This is a genomic window from Brevundimonas sp. ZS04, from assembly GCF_001956865.1.
GTDB lineage: Bacteria > Pseudomonadota > Alphaproteobacteria > Caulobacterales > Caulobacteraceae > Brevundimonas > Brevundimonas diminuta.
Genome location: NZ_MTHE01000004.1, coordinates 82,938 through 102,409, shown reverse-complemented (window position 1 = coordinate 102,409; position 19,472 = coordinate 82,938). Strand labels below are relative to the sequence as shown.

At 68.5% G+C, this 19,472-nt stretch carries 23 protein-coding genes and 1 riboswitch; of the genes, 11 read left to right on the top strand and 12 right to left on the bottom strand.

From position 1 onward, the window contains the following. The first annotated feature begins 2 nt into the window (after nt 1-2). Both BJP32_RS06900 and BJP32_RS06895 read left to right on the top strand, forming a co-directional pair. Nucleotides 3-1,013 (top strand): adenosine deaminase, encoded by a 1,011-nt coding sequence (locus BJP32_RS06900; protein WP_046651745.1) that lies wholly within the window; start codon nt 3-5, stop codon nt 1,011-1,013. Nucleotides 1,014-1,086: 73 nt separating this feature from the next. Next, a complete protein-coding gene (locus tag BJP32_RS06895) occupies nt 1,087-2,388 on the top strand; it encodes a type VI secretion protein ImpB (protein ID WP_046651747.1) in 1,302 nt (433 codons plus the stop codon). Here the strand turns inward: BJP32_RS06895 and pncA are convergent. Then, a complete protein-coding gene (gene pncA, locus BJP32_RS06890; protein WP_076223446.1) occupies nt 2,379-3,017 on the bottom strand; it encodes a bifunctional nicotinamidase/pyrazinamidase in 639 nt (212 codons plus the stop codon). The two genes, BJP32_RS06895 and pncA, sit on opposite strands and share 10 nt — an antisense overlap. 4 nt (nt 3,018-3,021) lie before the next feature. After that, nucleotides 3,022-3,990, bottom strand: coding sequence for a class 1 fructose-bisphosphatase (locus BJP32_RS06885; RefSeq protein WP_076223444.1), 969 nt, complete (start codon nt 3,988-3,990; stop codon nt 3,022-3,024). 115 nt (nt 3,991-4,105) lie between these two features. Beyond that, nucleotides 4,106-4,202: riboswitch (glycine riboswitch) on the top strand. A 164-nt stretch (nt 4,203-4,366) separates the two neighbouring features. Between BJP32_RS06885 and gcvT the strand changes: the two genes are divergently transcribed. The 6 genes from gcvT to BJP32_RS06855 all read left to right on the top strand — a co-directional run bounded on the left by gcvT (nt 4,367) and on the right by BJP32_RS06855 (nt 10,088). Continuing rightward, nucleotides 4,367-5,479 (top strand): glycine cleavage system aminomethyltransferase GcvT, encoded by a 1,113-nt coding sequence (gene gcvT / locus BJP32_RS06880; RefSeq protein ID WP_046651751.1) that lies wholly within the window; start codon nt 4,367-4,369, stop codon nt 5,477-5,479. Nucleotides 5,480-5,493: 14 nt separating this feature from the next. After that, complete coding sequence (gcvH, locus tag BJP32_RS06875) at nt 5,494-5,859, top strand: glycine cleavage system protein GcvH (protein WP_003163734.1); 366 nt, start codon at nt 5,494-5,496, stop codon at nt 5,857-5,859. A gap of 121 nt (nt 5,860-5,980) precedes the next feature. Continuing rightward, nucleotides 5,981-7,327 carry an aminomethyl-transferring glycine dehydrogenase subunit GcvPA gene (gene gcvPA / locus BJP32_RS06870; RefSeq protein ID WP_046651752.1) on the top strand — a complete coding sequence of 449 codons (1,347 nt, stop codon included), beginning with the start codon at nt 5,981-5,983 and terminating at the stop codon, nt 7,325-7,327. Nucleotides 7,328-7,342: 15 nt separating this feature from the next. Next, a complete protein-coding gene (gene gcvPB / locus BJP32_RS06865) occupies nt 7,343-8,920 on the top strand; it encodes an aminomethyl-transferring glycine dehydrogenase subunit GcvPB (RefSeq protein ID WP_076223442.1) in 1,578 nt (525 codons plus the stop codon). Between the two features lie 174 nt (nt 8,921-9,094). Next, on the top strand, nt 9,095-9,499 hold the full coding sequence (locus BJP32_RS06860) for a PGPGW domain-containing protein (RefSeq protein WP_052747942.1): 405 nt from the start codon (nt 9,095-9,097) through the stop codon (nt 9,497-9,499). 118 nt (nt 9,500-9,617) lie between these two features. After that, the gene (locus BJP32_RS06855; protein WP_003163738.1) at nt 9,618-10,088 is read left to right on the top strand and encodes a DUF6789 family protein; all 471 of its coding nucleotides are present in this window, start codon (nt 9,618-9,620) and stop codon (nt 10,086-10,088) included. 102 nt (nt 10,089-10,190) lie between these two features. Here the strand turns inward: BJP32_RS06855 and BJP32_RS06850 are convergent, their stop codons facing one another. From BJP32_RS06850 to BJP32_RS06805, 10 genes are all read right to left on the bottom strand, one after another. After that, nucleotides 10,191-10,706, bottom strand: a complete 516-nt coding sequence (locus BJP32_RS06850) for a F0F1 ATP synthase subunit B (RefSeq protein ID WP_046651754.1) — start codon at nt 10,704-10,706, stop codon at nt 10,191-10,193. Nucleotides 10,707-10,708: 2 nt separating this feature from the next. Beyond that, nucleotides 10,709-11,236 carry an ATP synthase F0 subunit B' gene (locus BJP32_RS06845; RefSeq protein ID WP_046651876.1) on the bottom strand — a complete coding sequence of 176 codons (528 nt, stop codon included), beginning with the start codon at nt 11,234-11,236 and terminating at the stop codon, nt 10,709-10,711. Between the two features lie 152 nt (nt 11,237-11,388). Next, on the bottom strand, nt 11,389-11,613 hold the full coding sequence (locus tag BJP32_RS06840; protein WP_046651755.1) for a F0F1 ATP synthase subunit C: 225 nt from the start codon (nt 11,611-11,613) through the stop codon (nt 11,389-11,391). 59 nt (nt 11,614-11,672) lie between these two features. Then, the gene (locus BJP32_RS06835) at nt 11,673-12,458 is read right to left on the bottom strand and encodes a F0F1 ATP synthase subunit A (RefSeq protein ID WP_046651757.1); all 786 of its coding nucleotides are present in this window, start codon (nt 12,456-12,458) and stop codon (nt 11,673-11,675) included. 14 nt (nt 12,459-12,472) lie between these two features. Beyond that, the gene (locus BJP32_RS06830; protein WP_046651759.1) at nt 12,473-12,838 is read right to left on the bottom strand and encodes an AtpZ/AtpI family protein; all 366 of its coding nucleotides are present in this window, start codon (nt 12,836-12,838) and stop codon (nt 12,473-12,475) included. A 154-nt stretch (nt 12,839-12,992) separates the two neighbouring features. Further along, complete coding sequence (gene scpB / locus BJP32_RS06825) at nt 12,993-13,673, bottom strand: SMC-Scp complex subunit ScpB (RefSeq protein WP_003163744.1); 681 nt, start codon at nt 13,671-13,673, stop codon at nt 12,993-12,995. After that, on the bottom strand, nt 13,670-14,494 hold the full coding sequence (locus tag BJP32_RS06820; protein WP_003163745.1) for a ScpA family protein: 825 nt from the start codon (nt 14,492-14,494) through the stop codon (nt 13,670-13,672). Before BJP32_RS06820 ends, scpB begins: the two co-directional genes overlap by 4 nt. Nucleotides 14,495-14,509: 15 nt before the next feature. Beyond that, nucleotides 14,510-15,559, bottom strand: a complete 1,050-nt coding sequence (gene nagZ / locus BJP32_RS06815; RefSeq protein ID WP_076223440.1) for a beta-N-acetylhexosaminidase — start codon at nt 15,557-15,559, stop codon at nt 14,510-14,512. 13 nt (nt 15,560-15,572) lie between these two features. After that, nucleotides 15,573-16,358: an SPOR domain-containing protein gene (locus BJP32_RS06810; protein WP_046651761.1), complete on the bottom strand. Its 786-nt coding sequence runs from the start codon at nt 16,356-16,358 to the stop codon at nt 15,573-15,575. An 87-nt stretch (nt 16,359-16,445) separates the two neighbouring features. Then, complete coding sequence (locus BJP32_RS06805; RefSeq protein ID WP_046651762.1) at nt 16,446-17,633, bottom strand: deoxyguanosinetriphosphate triphosphohydrolase; 1,188 nt, start codon at nt 17,631-17,633, stop codon at nt 16,446-16,448. A 108-nt stretch (nt 17,634-17,741) separates the two neighbouring features. Here BJP32_RS06805 and BJP32_RS06800 point away from each other — a divergent pair, with 108 nt between their 5' ends. The 3 genes from BJP32_RS06800 (at nt 17,742) to BJP32_RS06790 (ending at nt 19,467) form a co-directional block, all read left to right on the top strand. Then, nucleotides 17,742-18,089, top strand: a complete 348-nt coding sequence (locus tag BJP32_RS06800; RefSeq protein WP_198935268.1) for an iron-sulfur cluster assembly accessory protein — start codon at nt 17,742-17,744, stop codon at nt 18,087-18,089. Nucleotides 18,090-18,143: 54 nt separating this feature from the next. Beyond that, entirely contained in the window at nt 18,144-18,530 is a 387-nt protein-coding gene (locus tag BJP32_RS06795; RefSeq protein WP_233126758.1) for a hypothetical protein, read from the top strand. A gap of 85 nt (nt 18,531-18,615) precedes the next feature. Further along, entirely contained in the window at nt 18,616-19,467 is an 852-nt protein-coding gene (locus BJP32_RS06790) for a neutral zinc metallopeptidase (protein ID WP_076223437.1), read from the top strand. The last annotated feature ends 5 nt before the right edge of the window (nt 19,468-19,472 follow it).

Below are 19,472 nucleotides of genomic sequence, written 5' to 3'. Positions count from 1 at the left end.
CCATGTCCCTCGACGCCTTCATCGCCGGCCTGCCCAAGGCCGAACTGCACCTGCACATCGAGGGCTCGCTCGAGCCCGAACTGATGTTCGAACTGGCGCAGCGCAACGGCGTCGCCATCCCCTACGACAGCGTCGAGGCCGTGCGCGCGGCCTATGACTTCTCGAACCTGCAGGACTTCCTCGACATCTATTACGCGGGCGCGGCCGTGCTGCTGACCCGTCAGGATTTCGAGGATCTGGCCTTCGCCTATTTCCAGCGCGCCGCCGCCGACAACGTCCGCCACGCCGAGATCTTCTTCGATCCCCAGACCCACACCGATCGGGGCGTGCCCTTCGCCGTCGTGGTCGAGGGCCTGATCGCGGGCATGGACCGCGCGAAGAGCGAGCTGGGCGTCACCAGCGGCCTGATCCTCAGCTTCCTGCGCCACCTCAGCGAGGACGAGGCTTTCGCCACCTTGGAAATGGCCAAGCCGTATCTGCATCACTTCATCGGCGTCGGACTGGATTCCTCCGAGGTCGGCCACCCGCCGTCGAAGTTCCAGCGCGTCTTCGCCGCCGCCCGCGAACTGGGCCTGAAGCTGTGCGCCCACGCCGGCGAGGAAGGTCCGCCCGAATACGTGCGCGAGGCGCTGGACCTGCTGCACATCGACCGCATGGACCACGGCAACCGCTCGATGGAGGACGAGGCCCTGATCGAACGGCTGGCGGCGTCGCAGATGACGCTGACGGTCTGCCCCCTGTCGAACCTGAAGCTGTGCGTGGTCAAGGATCTGAAGGACCACCCCGTGCCGGAGATGCTGCGCCGAGGCCTGCACGTCACCCTGAACTCGGACGACCCGTCCTATTTCGGCGGCTATGTGAACGCCAACTACAGCCAGTTGACTGAGGCGGTCGGCCTGACGCGTCAGCAGGTGGTGCAACTGGCGAAGAACAGCTTCGAGGGCAGCTTCCTCAACGACGCCGACAAGGCCGCGCGGATCGCCGAGGTGGACGCCTACGCGGCGGCGAACTGAAGCGCCCCACTTTCCCGCGCCGTCATCCGACATCCGACTCCCACGCGCACTATGTTCCTGATATGTTCACATCATGGAGCACCCCGGCCGACAGCCTGATGAAGACCCCGCCGGGCTGCGCTGGCTGTTCGTCGACCTGAACGCCTTCTTCGCCAGCGTCGAACAGCAGCAGAACCCCGACTGGCGCGGCAAGCCCGTCATCGTCCGCCCCGCGATCAGCGAATACTCCGGCGCCATCGCCGCCAGCTATGAGAGCAAGGCTTTCGGCGTCCGCACCGGCATGCAGGTGGCCGAGGCCCGCCGCCTGTGCCCCGACCTGATCGTCGCCGAGGCGCGGCCCGACCTTTACGTTCAGGTCCACAAGCAGATCATGCACGAGATCGACCAGCACGTGCCGGTGTGGAAGGTCGGCTCCATCGACGAATGTTCGTGCCAGTTGATCGGGCCGGAGCGGCAGGAAGCCAACGCCGTCGCCCTGGCCCGGCGCATTCAGGCGGGCATCCTGAAGAATGTCGGAGCGTGCCTGCGGTCCTCCATCGGACTGGCGCCCTCGCGGTTTCTGGCCAAGACGGCCTGCGGCATGAAGAAGCCCGCCGGGCTGACCATATTGCGCGCCCATGAACTGCCCGGCGCCATCCTGCACCTGCCGCTGTCGCAGTATCCGGGCGTCGGCTCGCGGATGCGCGAGCGGCTGGCGGCGGCGGGCGTCACGGACACGGCAGGCCTGTGGAACATGACCGCGAAGGAGGCGCGGGCGGTCTGGAACAGCATCGAGGGCGAACGCATCTGGCGCGGTCTGCACGGTCTCGACAGCGAGCCGACGCCGGAAAAGCCGCCCGCCTCCATCAGCCACAGCCATGTGCTGGCGCAAGCCATGCGCAACCCGGACAAGGCGCGGGCGGTGGCGCGGCGCCTGATGGTCAAATGCGGGGCGCGGCTGCGGCGGATGGGGCTGACCGGCGCAGGGATCAGCCTGCATCTCGACATGGGGCCGAAGGGCGCCAAGCGCGGCTGGGACACGACGGGCCTGACCCGCGCCGTCGCCCCGACGCAGGACACCTTCGCCCTGCTGGCCGCGCTGGACGCGCTGTGGCGCCGGGTCGAGCCGGAGCTGGAGGCCGGGCGGTTGAGCTATGTCGGCGTCGGCGTCCACGGCCTGAAGGCGCGCGAGGCCTTTGAGGCCGACCTGTTCGACATCGGCCCGGATCAGGGCGGCGACGCGCCGTCCTTACGCCTGTCGCAGGCGCTGGATGCGCTGAACAAACGCTATGGCAAGGACACGGTCAGCATCGGCCCCAAGGCGGGCCTGCCCGACTATATCGGCGCCAAGATCGCCTTCACCCGCATCCCCGACGAGGCGGACTTCTATGAGTGAGAAATCAGGTCTGCAGCCGCGATCTCGGCGATCGTCAGCGCGCTGAAGCTGGCCTTGGCGGCGGCGGCCGTGTCCGAGGCGATGGCCCGGCAGGCGTCCTCGATGACCACGGCCTCAAAGCCCTCGCGCACCGCATCCTCGGCGGTGAAGCGGACGCAGTAGTCATAGGCCAGACCGCACAGGAAGACGCGCTTCACGCCCAGATCGCGCAGCAGGCCCGCCAGACCGGTCGCCGTCCTGTGGTCGTTCTCATAAAAGCCGGAGTAGCTGTCGACCGCCGGATTATAGCCCTTGCGAACCACGGCCAGCGCCTTAGTCACGGCAGGCGCGGCGTCGGGGTGGAAGTCCGCCCCCGGCGTCCCCTGCACGCAGTGATCCGGCCACAGCATCTGGGGGCCGTAGGCGACCTCGATCTGCGTGAAAGGCGCCGCGCCTGCGTGGTTGGAGGCGAAGCTGATCTGGTCCGGCGTGTGCCAGTCCTGCGTGGCGATGACGGTCGTGAACCGTTCGGCCAGCCGGTTGATCAGGGGCATGATCGCCGCCCCGCCCTGAACCGCCAGGGCGCCGCCCTCGCAGAAATCGTTCTGGGCGTCGATGACCAGAAGGGCGTCAGAAGCGGCGATCTGCATGGCGTCAGGCCGCCGCGATCTGGTCGACTTCGTTGGCCGAGCCGAGAACGACCGGCACCCGCTGGTGCAGTTCGGTCGGGATCACGTCCATGATGGCCTGCTTGCCGTCCGTGGTGGACTTGCCGCCCGCCTGCTCGACCAGGAAGGACATGGGGTTGCCCTCATACATCAGGCGCAGCTTGCCCGGCTTGTTCGGTTCGCGCTTGTCCCACGGATAGAGGAAGACGCCGCCGCGCATCAGGATGCGGTGCACGTCGGCCACCATGGCGGCGACCCAGCGCATGTTGAAATTCTTGCCGCGCGGGCCGTCAGCGCCCTTCAGGCAGCCGTCGACGTAACGCTGGACGCTCTCGGCCCAGTGGCGCTGGTTCGACATGTTGATGGCGAACTCCTTGGTGTCCGCCGGAATGCGCACGTCCTCGTGCGTCATCAGCCAGCGGCCGTCGGGCGCCAGGGTGAAGCCCGCCACCCCCTTGCCCGTCGTCAGCACCAGCATGGCCTGACCGGCGTAGACGGCGTAGAGCGCCGCGACTTGCTGACGGCCGGGTTGCAGGAAGTCGGCCTCGGTCGGCGTGGCCGACGGCGCCTTCAGCACCGAGACGATGGTGCCGACCGGCGCATTGATGTCGATGTTGGACGAGCCGTCCAACGGATCGAACAGCACCAGATACTCGCCTGCCGGATTGGTCGCCGGCTGCACCGTGTCCATTTCCTCGGACGCCACGCCCGCCACGGCCGGATTGGCCAGCAGGGTCTCGGTCAGGATGTCGTTGGCGATGACGTCGAGCTTCTTCTGTTCCTCGTCCTGCACATTGACGGCGCCCGACGCGCCCAGCGCCCCGACCAGGGCGCCGCCCGCCACCACCTGACGGATCTCGACGCAGGCGGCGGCCGCCGTCGTCAGCGTCTCGACCAGTCCCTGCGGCAGATCGAGAGAGGCGAGGTGGGCGGCGAGATCGGTGCGGGCGGTCATGACGTCCTTGAAATCCTGTGGGCGAAGCGCGGTTCCACACCCTCATGGCCGTTCGGATCGATCGCGGCAAGTCCGGCGCCGCTTGACTTCGCGCCGGAGTCGGGGCCTTAGGTCGAACGCTCTCGCGGGAGAGATCGGGTCCGTTCGCGGCGCCCGGAGCCGAAGGCGCAACCGCCCCGGAAACGCTCAGGCAAAAGGACCGCGAAAGCGCACGGACGCTGGAAAGTCGCCGAAGGATCGTCAAGAATCCGAGGGCGCGCCGACGGAGCAAGGCCGCCCCTTGGGAGGGAACGGTCGGAATCTCTCAGGCTTCAGGACAGCGGGGGCGCGACGACGGCGGAGCTATCGCCGCAACCCGCGACCCGGAGGCGACGCCATGAGCGATCAGGCCCTTAAGACTACCCCTCTCAACGCCGCGCATCGCGCGCTTGGCGCCCGCATGGTCGGCTTCGGCGGCTATGACATGCCGGTCCAGTATGAAGGCGTGCTGGCCGAGCACCGCTGGACCCGCGAGCACGCCGGCCTGTTCGACGTCTCCCACATGGGCCAGGCGCGCATCACCGGCGCCGACGCCATTGCCCAGTTCGAGCGCTTCGTGCCCGGCGACTATGCGATCGTGAAGCCCGGCAAGCAGAAATACTCCCTGCTGCTGAACGGCCAGGGCGGGATCATGGACGACCTGATGGCGGGCAAGCCGTTCGAGGACGGCCTCTACGTCGTCGTCAACGCGGGCAACAAGGACGCCGACTTCGCCTTCCTGAACGCCAATCTGTCGGGCGACGCCAAGCTGGAGGTGCTGGACCGCGCCCTGCTGGCCATCCAGGGGCCGGAAGCCGCCGAAGTCATGGCCAAGCACGAACCGGCGCTGGGCGACATGGGCTTCATGGACTGCCGCACCATCCGTCTGTTCGACGAAGACTGCATCGTCTCGCGCTCGGGCTACACCGGCGAGGACGGCTATGAGATTTCGGTTCCGGCCGCCGCCGCAGAGCGCGTGTGGAACCTGCTGCTGACCGACGCCCGCGTGAAGCCGGTCGGCCTGGGCGCACGCGACAGCTTGCGTCTGGAAGCCGGCCTGCCGCTGCACGGCCACGATATCGACGCCGAGACCACCCCGGTCGAGGCCGCCCTGACCTTCGCCCTGTCCAGGTCGCGCAAGGAACGCGCCGACTTCGCCGGGGCTGACGTCATCCTGAAACAACTGGCCGACAGCCCGGCTCGCGTCCGCGTCGGCCTGCACGTCAAGGAAGGCGCCCCCGCCCGCGAAGGCGCCGAGATCGCCGACGCCGACGGCGTCGTGATCGGCAAGATCACCTCGGGCGGCCCCTCGCCGACGCTGGGTCACAACATCGCCATGGGCTATGTGCCGCCGGCCTTCGCCGAGCTGGGCACGGTCCTGAAAGTCCTGGTGCGCGGCCGTCCCGCCGCCGCCGAAGTCATCGCCACGCCTTTCGTGGCGACCCGCTATTATCGCAAACCCAAGGCCTGAAGAGGGGTCAGTACATGAAGTTCACCAAGGATCACGAGTGGGTTCGCCTGGACGGCGACGTCGCCACGGTCGGCATCTCCAAGCACGCTGCTGACGCCCTGGGCGACGTGGTGTTCGTCGAGACGCCGGAAGCCGGCAAGACCGTCTCGGTCGGCGACAGCTTCGCCGTCGTGGAATCGGTCAAGGCCGCCTCGGACGTCTACGCCCCCATCGCGGGCGAAGTGATCGAGGGCAACGCCGCCCTGGCCGACGCCCCCGAAACCGTCAACGCCGATCCCGAAGGCGACGGCTGGTTCGCCAAGATCAAGGTGTCCGACGCCTCGGTGCTGGACGGCCTGATGGATCAGGCCGCCTACGACGCCTATCTGACCACCCTCTAAGACCCGCCGTCGTCCCCGGACGGCGCGGCGCGCCGATCCGGGATCGCCGGATTCCCCGCCGCTTGAAGCGCTCCCGGAGCGTCGCCCCGCGCGACCTCCGGGATGCCGCCGAGGACTTGTAATGCGCTACCTCCCCCTGACGCCCGACGACCGTGAGGCCATGCTGGCCGCCATCGGCGCCAAATCCATCGACGACCTGTTCATCGACGTGCCCCAGGCCGCGCGCCGCGACGGCTTCGTCGACCTGCCCCGCGTGGCGGGCGAGCTGGAGGTCGAACGCGCCCTCTCGGCCATGGCGAGCAAGAACGCCACGGCGGGAACCGCGCCCTTCTTCTGCGGCGCCGGCGCCTATAAGCACCACATCCCGGCCACGGTGGACCACGTGATCCAGCGGTCGGAGTTCCTGACCAGCTACACCCCCTACCAGCCGGAAATCGCTCAGGGCACGCTGCAGTACCTGTATGAGTTCCAGACCCAGGTCGCGAACCTGACCGGCATGGAAGTCGCCAACGCCTCCCTCTATGACGGCTCGACCGCCATGGCCGAGGGCGTGCTGATGGCCACCCGCGTGACCCGCCGCAACAAGGCCGTCATCTCGGGCGGGGTGCACCCCCACTACGTCAAGGCCACCGAGACCGTGGTCCACGCCGTCGGCGTCGAGACCGAAGCCCTGACCGCCGCCGTCGACGCCGAAGACGCCGTCATCGCCGCCATCGACAAGGACACGGCCTGCGTCGTGGTCCAGACCCCCAACGTCTTCGGCACGGCCACCGACGTGACCAAGATCGCCGAAGCCGCCCACGCCGCGGGCGCCCTGCTGATCGTCGTGGTGACGGAAGCCGTGTCGATGGGCTTGCTGAAGTCGCCCGGCGAAATGGGCGCCGACATCGTCGCGGCCGAAGGCCAGTCGATCGGCAACGCCCTGAACTTCGGCGGTCCCTACATCGGCCTGTTCGCCACCCGCGAAAAGCTGCTGCGCCAGACGCCCGGCCGCTACTGCGGCGAGACGGTGGACGCCGAGGGCAAGCGCGGCTTCGTCCTGACCCTGTCGACGCGCGAACAGCACATCCGCCGCGACAAGGCCACGTCGAACATCTGCACCAACTCTGGCCTGTGCTGCCTGGCGTTCAGCATCCACATGAGCCTGCTGGGCGAGACGGGCCTGCGCCAACTGGCCCTGCTGAACCACGAAAAGGCTGTGGCCACGCGCGACGCGCTCGCCGCCATTCCGGGCGTCGAGGTGCTGACCCCGCGCTTCTTCAACGAGTTCGCGGTCAAGCTGCCGAAGAACGCCGCTAAGGTGGTGCAGACCATGGCCGACAACGGCATCCTGTGCGGCGTGCCCTACAGCCGTCTGGCGCCCGATGCGGGCCTCGACGACGTCCTGCTGGTCGCCGCCACCGAGACGACGCTGGACGCCGACATCAAGATCCTGGCGGGTGCGCTCGCCAAGGTTCTGGCCGCCTAAGGGGAGATTGGAACCATGAGCACGATGAACACTGTCGGCCGCCCGACCGCCCCGAACGCCGCCTCGGACGCGTCCTACAAGCCCGCCACCCTGACCGGCGGGCGCGGCCTGCTGCAGGACGAGCCGCTGATCTTCGAAGGCGAAGGCTGGGGCAAGACCGGCGTCGACCTGCCGAAACCCGCCGGCAACGGCTCGGACCTGGGCGACCTGGTCCGCAAGGATTCGATCGGCTTGCCCGGCCTCAGCGAGCCCGAGGCCATGCGCCACTATGTGCGCCTGAGCCAGAAGAACCACGCCATCGATCTGGCCCTGTATCCGCTGGGCTCGTGCACGATGAAGCACAACCCGCGCCTGAACGAAAAGATGGCGCGCCTGCCTGGCTTCTCGGACATCCACCCGCTGCAGCCGCAGTCGACGGTGCAGGGCGCGCTGGAGCTGATGGACCAACTGGCCCACTGGCTGACGACGCTGACGGGCATGCCCGCCGTCGCCCTGTCGCCCAAGGCGGGCGCCCACGGCGAGCTGTGCGGCCTGATGGCCATCCGCGCCGCTCACGAAGCCAAGGGCGAGCATGAGCAGCGCCGCAAGGTGCTGGTCCCGACCTCGGCCCACGGCACCAACCCGGCCACGGCCGCCTTCGTCGGCTATTCGGTGGTCGAAGTGGCCCAGACCGACGACGGCCGCGTCGACGTGGCCGATCTGGCGTCCAAGCTGGGCCCGGACGTGGCGGCCATCATGGTGACGAACCCGAACACCTGCGGCCTGTTCGAGCGCGACATCCTGGAGATCAGCCGTCTGACCCACGAAGCCGGCGCCTACTTCTATTGCGACGGCGCCAACTTCAACGCCATCGTCGGCCGGGTGCGCCCGGGCGACCTGGGCGTCGACGCCATGCACATCAACCTGCACAAGACCTTCTCGACGCCGCACGGCGGCGGCGGTCCGGGCGCCGGTCCGGTCGTGCTGTCGGAGGCCCTGGCCCCCTTCGCCCCCGCCCCGTGGGTCGTGAACACCGGCGACGGCTACAAGCTGGTCGAGCGCGAGGAAGACGAGGCCGAGCAGGCCTTCGGCCGCCTGTGCGCCTTCCAGGGCCAGATGGGCATGTATGTGCGCGCCCTCAGCTACATGATGTCCCACGGCTCTGACGGCCTGCGTCAGGTCGCCGAGGACGCCGTGCTGAACGCCAACTACATCAAGGCCCGTCTGGAAGACCTGATGAGCCCGGCCTTCCCCGACGGCCCCTGCATGCACGAAGCCCTGTTCGACGACGAATGGCTGAAGGGCACGGATGTCACCACGCTCGACTTCGCCAAGGCGATGATCGACGAGGGCTTCCACCCGATGACCATGTACTTCCCCCTGGTCGTCCACGGCGCCATGCTGATCGAGCCGACCGAGACGGAGTCCAAGGCCGAACTGGACCGCTTCATTGAGGCCATGCGCCTGCTGGCGGGCGCCGCCAAGGCGGGCGACGTGGAGCGCTTCAAGGGCGCCCCCTTCCATGCGCCCCTGCGGCGTCTGGACGAGACCCGCGCCGCACGCTCGCCGCGCCTGCGCTGGGCCGCGCCGGAAGGCTCCAACCGCGCCGGCTGATCCGGTCGGAACAGGCCTGAACACCGGGAACGCCGTGTCTTTCGGGACACGGCGTTCTGCATTTCTGGACCGACTTACGAAAGCGTCATGGCGACGCCGCCTTTCGGCCTTGTCTCGTGCGTTTACTGATCGTCGGCCCTCCCTGGCCGAACCCTTGTTCGAGACGCCGCCTCCGTGACCCTGGTCCTGCCCTCGCTGCGCCCGCCTCCGCCGCCCCGTCCGGGGCTGGCGCGGCGTCTGCGTCGCCTGGCGCTGATGGCGGTCGGTTTCCTCATCATCGTGCTGGGCATATTGATCGCCCCCCTGCCCGGCCCCGGCGGCGTGCCGGTCATCGCCCTGGGCCTCGTCATCGTCCTGCGCAACTCCTGGTGGGCCAAGCGGCAGTTCATCCGCGCCCAGCGCGCCCGGCCGAAATGGGTCTATCCCTTCCGCCGTCTGATGCGCAAAAAGCCCGAAATCGCCCCTGTCTTCTGGCAGCAGACCCTGCGCGCCGAAAAGATGGTGCTGCGTCGCCGCCGCCGCCCCCTGGCGCGGTTCCGTCGTCGCCTGCGCCGGGCCTGGCGCGCGTTCCGGCGATAAAGGCCAAGCTAAGGCAAACACGGTAATGTGAACGAGGTTCACGCCGCATCCGCGCGGATCGGCGTATGCTCCGCCTTGCGTAGTCTCGAAGTTGAATGCGTTGGGAGGCGCTGTTCACATGATGTCACGCGTAAAAAAGGGAATCATCGCCGGCTTCGTCGCTACGGTTGCGGTTTCCGTGCTTGAAATAGCCAACCTGTTCCTCAATCACATGTTCGATCCCTTTCCGGGGATCATCGCCCAGATGTTCGGCATGCCGGGCAATATGGCGGCCGGTTGGGTGATCCACCTGCTGATGGGCACCTTCGTGCTTGGTTCGCTGTTCGGCGTCGTCTATCCGCGACTGCCCACCGCCACGCCGATCACCAAGGGCATCGTCTTCGCCGTCGGCGCCTGGGTGGCGATGATGCTGTTCCTCACCATGGTGGGCGACTATCGGACCTTCACCGGCTCGTCCGGCTTCGGCACCATCGGCTGGCTGCTGGCGCTGCACATGGTCTTCGGCGCCGTCCTGGGCAACGTCTACTATCGCCTGGTCGAGCGCGAGAAACGCGGCGCAGCTCCGATTGGAGCCGCCCCCGCCCACTGACCGTCCTCCGTCCCGACAACAGGATTTCGGACAAGCAAAAAGGCCCCGTCGTCGCCGGCGGGGCCTGATGCTTTTCGGGGCTAAGCCTGTTCGCCGAAGCGATCAGTTCAGCTTGCCGCCGATCTGGGCGATGGCCTGATCGATCAGCGCGTCCGTCTTGGCGCCGGCGATGCGGGCGGTCAGGATCTGGTGCGCGGCCTTGGCGGCCAGGTCGGCGGCCGCAGCCTTGACCTCTTGGGTGGCCTCGGCCTCCGCCTGGGCGATGCGGCGCTCGGCCAGGGCCTGACGGCGGGCGGTCGATTCCTCGATGCGCGCCTTGGCGTCGGCTTCCAGGCGCTTGGCGTCGGCTTCGGCGGTGGCCAGCAGGTCGGCGGCCTGAGCTTCAGCCTCGGCCTTCTCCTGACGGATCTGGGCCAGCATCGCTTCGGCTTCGGCGCGCAGGCGGGCGGCCTCGTCCAGTTCGGATTGGATCTTGGCGGCCTTGCCGTCCAGGGCGCCCGCGACCATGCGCGGAACCTTGGCCAGGACCAGGATGCCGAAGAAGATCAGCAGGCCGACGCCGACCCAGAGTTCGGCGTTGGACAGGTCGTAGAAACTACCGTGCAGGAAGGCGGGCATGGTCAGGCGGCTCCCTTGACGGCGGCGGCGGCTTCATCGGCGCTGGGGGCCTGGCCCGTCAGACGCTCGACGATGGCGCGAGTGGTGTCGGCGGCGATGGCGCCGGCGTGGGCGAGCGCTGCGTCGCGGGTTGCGGCGATGCCGGCTTCGGCCGTGGCGATGCGGGCGGCGACGGCGGCCTCGTCCTCGGCCTGACGGGCCTGGATCTCGGCGGTCACGCGCGCCTTGGCGGCGATCGAAGCGGCGCGGGCGTCGGCGCGGGCCTTTTCGACCTCGGCGCGGGCGGCGTCGGCCTGAGCGGCGGCCTCGGTCTGCACCGAGCGCGCCGTGGCGACGGCCGTGGAAATGGTATCGGCCCGCTCGTCGATCACGCGGCGCAGACGCGGCGCGAAGACCTTGGCGATAAGCAGGTACAGGACGACGAACAGGATCAGCAGGTAAACGACCTGCCCGGCCCAGTGCTGGAACTCGAACTGCGGCAGTCCGCCAGCGTCATGCTCGGCGGCGGCGGCAGCCGCGTTGGCGGGCACGTGCCCGGTTTCGGCCGCGTATTCAACGGCCTGTTCCACCGGCAAGACCGGCGGCGGAGCTGAGGGAGTGGCTGCCATAATGATCCGTCGTGAAAGCAAATGCGGCGGCGCAGCCGCTGATGGGCGCGCCGCCGCAGATCAGGGGTTCGGTATTAGCCGAGCCAGATCAGGATGCCGAGCACGAAGGCCAGGATGCCCAGGGCTTCGGCGAGGGCGGCGCCCACGAACAGGTTGCCGACTTGCGAAGCGGCGGCAGCCGGGTTGCGCAGAGCGCCGGCCAGGAACTGGCCGAAGATGTTGCCGACGGCCAGAGCCGAACCGACCATACCGATGGTGGCGATACCGGCGCCGATGAACTTGGCGGCTTCAGCTTCCATGATGATATTCCTAATTCTTGGAGCGTTTGGAGGGTGGGCTTACTTACTGGTCCGCAGCCTTAGTGGCCATGGCCCAGGTTGACCACATCATTGAGGTAGATGCAGGTCAGAACGGCGAAGACGAACGCCTGGAGGAAAGCCACCAGGAACTCGAAAGCGGTCAGGGCGATCACCATGCCCAGCGACAGGGCGGCGACCGGAAGAGCGAACAGGCCCACGCCGCCGGCGACGGCCAGGGCGCCCAGGGACACCACGAAGCCGGCGAAGATCTTCAGCGCCAGGTGGCCGCCCAGCAGGTTGCCGAACAGACGCAGGGCCAGGGTGAAGGGGCGCAGCAGGAAGGAGAAGAACTCGATCAGGCCGACGACCGGGCGCAGCACCAGCGGCGCGCTGGTCGGCCAGAACAGGCCGAAGAAGCCCAGGCCGTTCTTGGCGATGCCGACGCCGACGACGACCAGGAAGGTCAGCACGCCCAGGGTGGCCGTCACGGCCAGCTGCGAGGTGGCGGTGAAGGTCAGGAACATGCCCAGCAGGTTCATCATCAGGATGAACATGAACAGGGTGAAGACGAAGGGGAAATACTTGCGCGACTCATGGCCGATCGTGGACGCGGCCAGGTTGTCGATCATGCCGAACAGGGTCTCGCCCGCCGCCTGCATCCGGCCCGGCACCACCTTGGCGCCCGAGGTGGCCACGGTCAGGAACAGCACGGCCATGCCGAAGGCGATGGTCATCGCCAGGTGCGAATTGGTGAAGGCCAGGCTGACCTCGCCGACCAACGGAAGCGTGACGCTGCCGAAATCCGCCAGAGGCGTAACCTGAAACTGGTGAATCGGATCGGCCACGGGCCTCTCGCTCCTTAGTCTTCTTTTTCGCCGGCCTCGACGTAGGGAACGGCTTCACCCGTCACACCCGCCGCCTTGGCCTGCGCCATCAGCCGGTTGGCTGTGCGGCGCGCCATGTAGATCGCCAGGGCGAAGCCCAGAAGGACTCCCACCAGCAAGCCCCAGGGCGTCGTTCCGAAGAACCGATCCACCCCGAAACCGATAGCCAAACCAACGAAAACACCGCCGAGAAGCTCGGCGATGATCTTATAGGCCTGGCCCGTGACCGCATGCGCGGCGAAATCGGCCGATTGCCCGGCCTGGACCTTCGCCTCCAGTGCGGATGCGCTTTCGTGGAGGCGTTTGATCGCCTCTTCGCGCGATTCCTTCGTCGGGGACATGGGCCTGTTCGCTCAGCGCCCGGCGCAGGGCCGGAACGGGTCTGAATTTCGGCGCGGAACCTATAGGCGAGACGGCCTCAGGTCAAGGCGGCGCGCCTTGGACTTAAGTCCATGACTTTCCGACGCTTCTTGGGGGCGCGACGATCCGTCCCCATCAAGGTTGCGACTCTTCGTCCTCGCTGACGAAATCCTGGGCGAACTCGGGCGCCGCGTCGTCCAGCCCGGTCAGCAGATCCTCGCCTTCGTCGTCGCCTGCACGCGAGGGGTCGGGCACCTCGAAACCGACCGGCATGGACAGATCCAGCAGGCCCGCCGCCTTCATCTCCTGCACGCCCGGCAGGTCATAGAGACTCGCGAGACTGAAATGCTCGAGGAAGCGGTCGGTCGTGGCGTAGGTCACCGGCCGTCCCGGCGTGCGGCGACGCCCACGCAGGCGCACGAAGTCCATCTCCAGCAGCAGGTCCAGCGTGCCCTTGGACAGGGAGACGCCGCGCACGCTCTCGACTTCGGCGCGGGTGCAGGGCTGGTGGTAGGCGATGATGGCCAGGGTCTCGAGCGCGGCCTTGGACAGGCGGCGCGGCTCCTCGCGCTCCTCGGTCATCAGGAAGCCGAGGTCGGGCGCCGTGCGGAACCGCCAACGCTCGGCCACGCAGTCCAGCTCGACCCCGCGGCCCTGATAGCGTTCCTGAAGCGCGGTCAGCGCCCCGCCGACGTCGGCGCCCTCGGGCAGACGACGCGCGATCTCGGCCAGCGACAGCGGCGCGGCGGCGGCGAACAGCAGGGCCTCGACCCGGCGTTCGATCTCGAGGTGATCCGGGGTGAAGTCGAGGGTCACGGCGTCAGCTCCAACGGCTGCCCCAGCCCTCTGCGCTTCAGCCAGACCGCGTCGAATGGCCGCTCCTGCCGGATGTCCATGCCGCCCTCCTTCACCAGCTCCAGACTGGCCGACAGGGTGGAGGCGGTATAGCTGGCCTGGCTGGGGCCTTCCTGCCCCTCCGGCTTCTGGGGCGCCACGCGCTCCAGCGGCGTCCATTCAGCCAGACGCGGCATGATCTCGCGCAGCCAGTCGCGCGCGGCCTCCAGCTGGAAGGCCTCGACCCGCTGGCCGGGGGCGTATTTGCGGCGCTCCTCGCGACGGCGCTGGGCGACATAGGCGCTCATCAGCTCATAGAGGCTGGCGTCCACCCGGTCAGACGGGATGATGACCGTCGCCTGAGGGTCTCCGCGCGTAAAGACGTCGCGCTTCAGCTGCGGGCGGCCGGTGATGGCCTCGACCGCCGTGCGCATGGCCTCCAGCTTCTGCAGGCGGAAGGCCAGAGCGGCGGCGATCTCTTCGGCGGGCGGCTCCTCCGGCTTGTCCTTCTCGTTTCGCGGGATCAGCAGGCGTGACTTCAGATAGGCCAGCCACGACGCCATCACGAGGTAGTCGGCCGCCAGCGCGAAATTCCTCCGCCGCGCCTCATGCACGAAGGCCAGATACTGTTCCGCCAGACGGGTGATGGACAGCTTCAGCAGGTCCACCTTCTGCGTCCGCGCCAGGGCCAGAAGGACGTGAAGCGGGCCTTCATAGCCCTCCAGATCGACGACGAAGGCCTCCTGCGCCTCGACCTGTTCGACGGCGGTGAAGTCGAGATTCGGCTGGAAGGCCTCGCTCATGCGCCCTCCCCGGCCCTAGGCCTGCGCCTCGCCGACGTCAGGCCCCTTGGCGGCGTCGAAGCGGCCGGTCAGGGCCGCCTCCAGCCGGGCGCGGCCCTCGGCGACGTCCAGCGGCTCGGACGCGCGGACGATGCGGTTCAGCGCAGCCTCGGCGCGGCGCTTGGCCTCGCCCTTCAGCTTCTTCGTTCCGTCGGCGACGGCGGCCATTTCCTTCAGGTCGCCGTTGCAGTGAAGCACGACGTCGCAGCCCGCCTTCAACGACTGTTCGGCGCGCTCTGTCAGCGTGCCCGACAGGGCCTGCATCGACAGGTCGTCCGACAGGATCAGGCCGGAAAAGCCCAGCCGCTCGCGCATCAGGCGGATCGCCTTCTTGGAGGTCGTAGCCGGGCGTTTGGCGTCGACGGCGGTGAAGACGACGTGGGCCGTCATCGCCATCGGCATGTCCGACAAGGCCTTGAACGGCGCGAAGTCCCAGGCGTCCAGTTCCTCGATCGCCGTGTCGACCACCGGCAGGTCGTGGTGGCTGTCCGAGAAGGCGCGGCCGTGGCCGGGAATGTGCTTGATGATCGGCAAGACGCCGCCGGCCAGCAGCCCCTCGGCGGCGGCGCGGCCCAGCTGGGTCACGGTCGCCGGATCCTGGGCGTAGGCGCGGTCGCCGATGATGTCGTGGGCGCCCGGCACCGGCACGTCCAGCACCGGCGCGCAGTCGACGGTAATTCCCAGTTCACGGAGGTCATGGGCGATCAGCCGCGCGCCCAGACGCACCAGCTCGCGCGCCGACGCCGGGTCGTTGGTCGCCCTCAGATAGGCGGCGCCCGGCGGATATTTCGGCCAGTGCGGCGGGCCGAGGCGCTGGACCCGGCCGCCCTCCTGATCGATCAAAACGGGCGCGTCGTCGCGGCCCACGCTGTCGCGCAGTTCGGAGACCAGCGCCTTCACCTGTTCGGGGCTGTCCACATTGCGGCGGAACAGGATGAAGCCCCAGGGCTTGGCCTCGGCGTAGAAGGCGCGTTCCTCCGCCGTCAGCCGGTGGCCGGAACAACCGTAGATGGCGGCGGAGGTCATGCTTGCGCGATCCTTAGCGGACGATGCAGTCGCGGCCCGCAGCCTTCAGCGCATTGCAGAAGGCGACGGCGCGATCACGGCTCATGCCGGTGAAGGTGGTGCGGTAGACGGTCGAGCCGTTGGCGGCGGTGACTTCCTGCACGCGCTTCTCGGCGCCCGAGGCGTACTGGCCGAAGCGGGCGGCGACGGCGGCGTACTCGCGGTCGGCGATGGCGGTCGAGGAGAAGGCGCCGATCTGCACGCCCGACGATCCGCCCGTCGCGGCCGGAGCGGGCGCCGGAGCCTTGGTCGCCGGAGCGGGGGTTGCGGGCGCAGGCGCGGCCGGAGCCTTGGTAGCCGGCGCAGGCGCGGGGGGCGGCAGGGACGAGGATTCGACCGGCACGGCCGGGGTCGTCGGCGCGGGACGCGGCAGCACCTCTTCCGGGCCGGGGGTGAAGGTCGGCGCGGCGTCGGTCGGGGCGCCGCCGTCGCGATAGACGCGGATGTCCGCTTCCGGGTCAACCGGCTGGGCGTCCAGCGGAGCCTCGACCTTCATGCTCTCGACCGGCGTGCCGACGGCGGGCGGCGCGTCCGTCGAGGAACGCACGCCCGAGCGATAGAAGACCACCACCGCCACGATCAGCAGCAGCAGCACGACCGCGCTGATGATCAGGGTGATCGGCGGCGACTTGGCGGCCGGGGCCCGGCGCGGGTCATAGCCGCCGCGCGTGAAGGGCAGGTCGTCGTCGGTCGGCGGCGTATAGGCGCCCCGGTCGCGGCCGGCGTTAGGGTTGCCTCGGTGATCGTCGTCGTAGGACATTGGGTCGCGCCTTGATGGTCGTGGGACACGCGCGCGAATCGGCGCGCGTCGGCGCTCAGTCTAACGCGCCGTGAAGCCCTTCTCGAATCACAGATCGAGGGCGAGGTCGAGGCTGAACAGCTTCCTGTGGACCTCGATAGCGTAACGATCTGTCATACCGGCGATGTAGTCGCACACCGCCCGCGCCCGCGCGTCCCGGTCGTCGGTCAGGGCCGAGGCCTGCCATTCCGGCGGCATCACCTCCGGCTCGGCCATGAACAGCTGGAACAGCTGGGCCAGCACCCGGCGCGCCTGGCTGCGGGTGCGGTTGACGCGGTAATGGCGATACATCCGCTCGAACAGGAAGCGGCGCAACACCGCCAGTTCCGCCATCATGCCGCTTGAGAACTGCACCAGGGTCTCGGGCGCGTTGCGGACGTCCTCGACCGTCTCGATGCGGTGCTTGGCCAGACGGGCCTCCGTCTCGGCCAGAACGTCGTCGACCATGACGCCGATCATGCGGCGCACGGCTTCAAGCCGCAGCATCCGCTCGTCGATGGCGGGCCAGTCGGCGCGCGCGCTGGCGATACAGCGTCCGATCAGCGGCACGTCGGCCAGATCGGACAGGCTGAACAGCCCCGCCTGCACCCCGTCGTCCACGTCGTGGTTGTTGTAGGCGATGTCGTCGGCGATGGCCGCGCACTGGGCCTCAAGCGAAGCGAAGGTGCCCAGACGCAAGTCCCAGTCGGCCGCCCCGCCCGGCGCATAGGCGGCGACCGCCTTCCATGCCGGGTCCGTCAGCAGGTGCGCCACCGGGCCGTTGTGCTTGACCACGCCCTCGACCGTCTCCCAGCTGAGGTTCAGGCCGGGGAAGCCGGGATAGCGGGTCTCCAGCTCGGTCACGACGCGGAAGCTCTGGACGTTGTGATCAAAGCCGCCGAACGCCTTCATCTGTTCGTGCAGTTCGTCCTCGCCCGCATGGCTGAACGGCGGGTGACCCAGGTCGTGGGCCAGGGCCACCGTCTCGGCCAGATCGTCGTCCAGCCGCAGGGCGTGGGCCAGCGAGCGGGCGATCTGCGCCACCTCCAGGCTGTGCGTCAGCCGGGTTCTATAGTGGTCGCCCTCATGCGCCACGAAGACCTGGGTCTTCTCCTTCAGGCGGCGGAAGGCGGTGGCGTGGATGATGCGATCGCGGTCGCGGGCGAAGGCGGTGCGGGTGCGGCTGGCGGGCTCGAAAACATGGCGGCCGCGGCTTTCCGCGGGGTTTTCGGCGTAGGGGGCGCGGGTCTGGCTCAAGGCGGCAGGACTTCGTGATGGCGACAGGCCTTTGCGAACGCCTGTCGGCCCCTCATATAGAGGGCCGTGAGCACCGTCCAATCTACAGAATCAGTTCGCGACCTGTCGCTGTCGGTCGCAACCCGGTCGCCCGAGGGCATTGTCCTGGCCGAAAGCGGCGCGCGCCGTCTGGCCCGACTGTCCGAGGCGGAAGGCAAGCCGGTCCTGCTGCGCGTCGCCGTCGACGGCGGCGGCTGTTCGGGCTTCCAGTATCGCTTCGAACTGGTCGATGGTCCCGAGGCGGACGATCTGGTGGTGCGTCGCGACGGGCAGGCCGTGGTGATCGACCCCGTCTCCATCCCCTTCCTGAAGGATTCCGAGATCGCCTTCGTGGACGAACTGGCGGGCGCCCAGTTCGTGATCCGCAATCCCAACGCCGCCTCCAGCTGCGGCTGCGGCGTCAGCTTCGCGATCTGAGCCGCGATAAAGCCTCGCTTGGCGGCGAGGCGTAACGCACCCATCTGTATGGGCATGACGCGCCTGTTCGTCCTGACCCTGTTGCTCTGCGCCGCCCCCTTGTCGGCGCAGGCCCAGACCTGGCCCGGCTGGCCCGGCCCTCCCCCTGCGGGTTACGATCCCCACATCGCCCGCGCCGAACAGCACGCTCAGGCCATGGAGCGTCTGCGCCTTCAGGCCGACCAGCGTGAGGCCGAGGCCGCCCGCATGAGGCTTCAGACCAGTCAGACATTGCAGCGGCTTGAAGCCGCGCGATCGCCGGCCCCAGCGACGCCGCCTGCGACGGCCTATGCGCCGCGCCCGACAACCCTGCCCGCGCCGGCGACCCTGACGCCGCCGCTCGACCAGACCGCGCCCGGCGTGACGGAGATCGACGCCTGGCTGAGCCGTCCGCCGCACTGAACCACAGCGTTACATTTGCATCTCTTCACCTGCGCCTGCGTTTCAGCCTAGCTTCGGAGCAGACGACGAAAGCGGAGAGCGACAGATGCGTTGGCAAGGCGGACGGCGCGGCGGCGGGATCGAAGACCGGCGCGGCATGGGCGGCGGCGCGGTCGCGGGCGGCGGCATCGGCGTGCTGGTGCTGGCGGCCATCGGCTATTTCGTCTTCGGCATCGACCCGAACACCACCCAGCAGTTGGCCAGCCAGTTCGGCGGCGCCGGTCAGGCCGAGCAGCAGGGCCAGATGGGCTCGCCAGGGGATCAGGACGGCCAATTCGTCGAAGTCATCGGCTCCAACATCAACGACGTGTGGAAGACCAAGCTGCGCGGCTACACCCCGCCGACCACCGTCCTGTATGAGCAAGGCACCCAGACCGGCTGCGGCTACGGCCAGGCGGCGATGGGGCCCTTCTACTGCCCGGCTGATCAGAAGGTCTATCTGGACCTCAGCTTCTGGCGCGAGATGGAAAGCAAGCTGGGCGCGTCCGGCGCGGATTTCGCCAAGGCCTATGTCATCGCCCATGAATTCGGCCACCACGTCCAGACCCTGACCGGCGCCAGCCAGCAGGTGCAGCGCGCCCAGCAATCGGCGCGGTCGCAGGCCGAGGGCAACCACTATTCCGTCGCTCTGGAGCTTCAAGCCGACTGCTACGCCGGGGTCTGGGCCAGCAACGCCGCCGCCGTGTCGAACGGTCAGGTGGCGCTGGAGCCGGGCGATCTGGAGGAAGGCATGAAGACGGCCCAGGCCATCGGCGACGACGCCCTGCAACGCCGCGGCGGCGGCCGCGTCTCGCCGGAAAGCTTCACCCACGGCTCTTCGGCCCAGCGGGTCGAGTGGCTGCAGCGCGGCTATCAGACGGGCGACCCCGCCGCCTGCGACACCTTCGCCCAGCTCTAAACCCG

What these genes read in the sequence shown, in the direction of transcription:
- gcvPB (WP_076223442.1), top strand. Translation starts at nt 7,343, where the DNA reads ATGAGCACGATGAACACTGTCGGCCGCCCGACCGCCCCGAACGCCGCC.
- BJP32_RS06820 (WP_003163745.1), bottom strand. Translation starts at nt 14,494, where the DNA reads ATGAGCGAGGCCTTCCAGCCGAATCTCGACTTCACCGCCGTCGAACAG.
- BJP32_RS06790 (WP_076223437.1), top strand. Translation starts at nt 18,616, where the DNA reads ATGCGTTGGCAAGGCGGACGGCGCGGCGGCGGGATCGAAGACCGGCGC.
- BJP32_RS06850 (WP_046651754.1), bottom strand. Translation starts at nt 10,706, where the DNA reads ATGCCCGCCTTCCTGCACGGTAGTTTCTACGACCTGTCCAACGCCGAA.
- nagZ (WP_076223440.1), bottom strand. Translation starts at nt 15,559, where the DNA reads ATGACCTCCGCCGCCATCTACGGTTGTTCCGGCCACCGGCTGACGGCG.
- gcvPA (WP_046651752.1), top strand. Translation starts at nt 5,981, where the DNA reads ATGCGCTACCTCCCCCTGACGCCCGACGACCGTGAGGCCATGCTGGCC.
- BJP32_RS06855 (WP_003163738.1), top strand. Translation starts at nt 9,618, where the DNA reads ATGATGTCACGCGTAAAAAAGGGAATCATCGCCGGCTTCGTCGCTACG.
- BJP32_RS06795 (WP_233126758.1), top strand. Translation starts at nt 18,144, where the DNA reads ATGACGCGCCTGTTCGTCCTGACCCTGTTGCTCTGCGCCGCCCCCTTG.
- BJP32_RS06900 (WP_046651745.1), top strand. Translation starts at nt 3, where the DNA reads ATGTCCCTCGACGCCTTCATCGCCGGCCTGCCCAAGGCCGAACTGCAC.
- gcvT (WP_046651751.1), top strand. Translation starts at nt 4,367, where the DNA reads ATGAGCGATCAGGCCCTTAAGACTACCCCTCTCAACGCCGCGCATCGC.
- BJP32_RS06885 (WP_076223444.1), bottom strand. Translation starts at nt 3,990, where the DNA reads ATGACCGCCCGCACCGATCTCGCCGCCCACCTCGCCTCTCTCGATCTG.
- pncA (WP_076223446.1), bottom strand. Translation starts at nt 3,017, where the DNA reads ATGCAGATCGCCGCTTCTGACGCCCTTCTGGTCATCGACGCCCAGAAC.
- BJP32_RS06895 (WP_046651747.1), top strand. Translation starts at nt 1,087, where the DNA reads ATGGAGCACCCCGGCCGACAGCCTGATGAAGACCCCGCCGGGCTGCGC.
- gcvH (WP_003163734.1), top strand. Translation starts at nt 5,494, where the DNA reads ATGAAGTTCACCAAGGATCACGAGTGGGTTCGCCTGGACGGCGACGTC.
- BJP32_RS06810 (WP_046651761.1), bottom strand. Translation starts at nt 16,358, where the DNA reads ATGTCCTACGACGACGATCACCGAGGCAACCCTAACGCCGGCCGCGAC.
- BJP32_RS06840 (WP_046651755.1), bottom strand. Translation starts at nt 11,613, where the DNA reads ATGGAAGCTGAAGCCGCCAAGTTCATCGGCGCCGGTATCGCCACCATC.
- BJP32_RS06830 (WP_046651759.1), bottom strand. Translation starts at nt 12,838, where the DNA reads ATGTCCCCGACGAAGGAATCGCGCGAAGAGGCGATCAAACGCCTCCAC.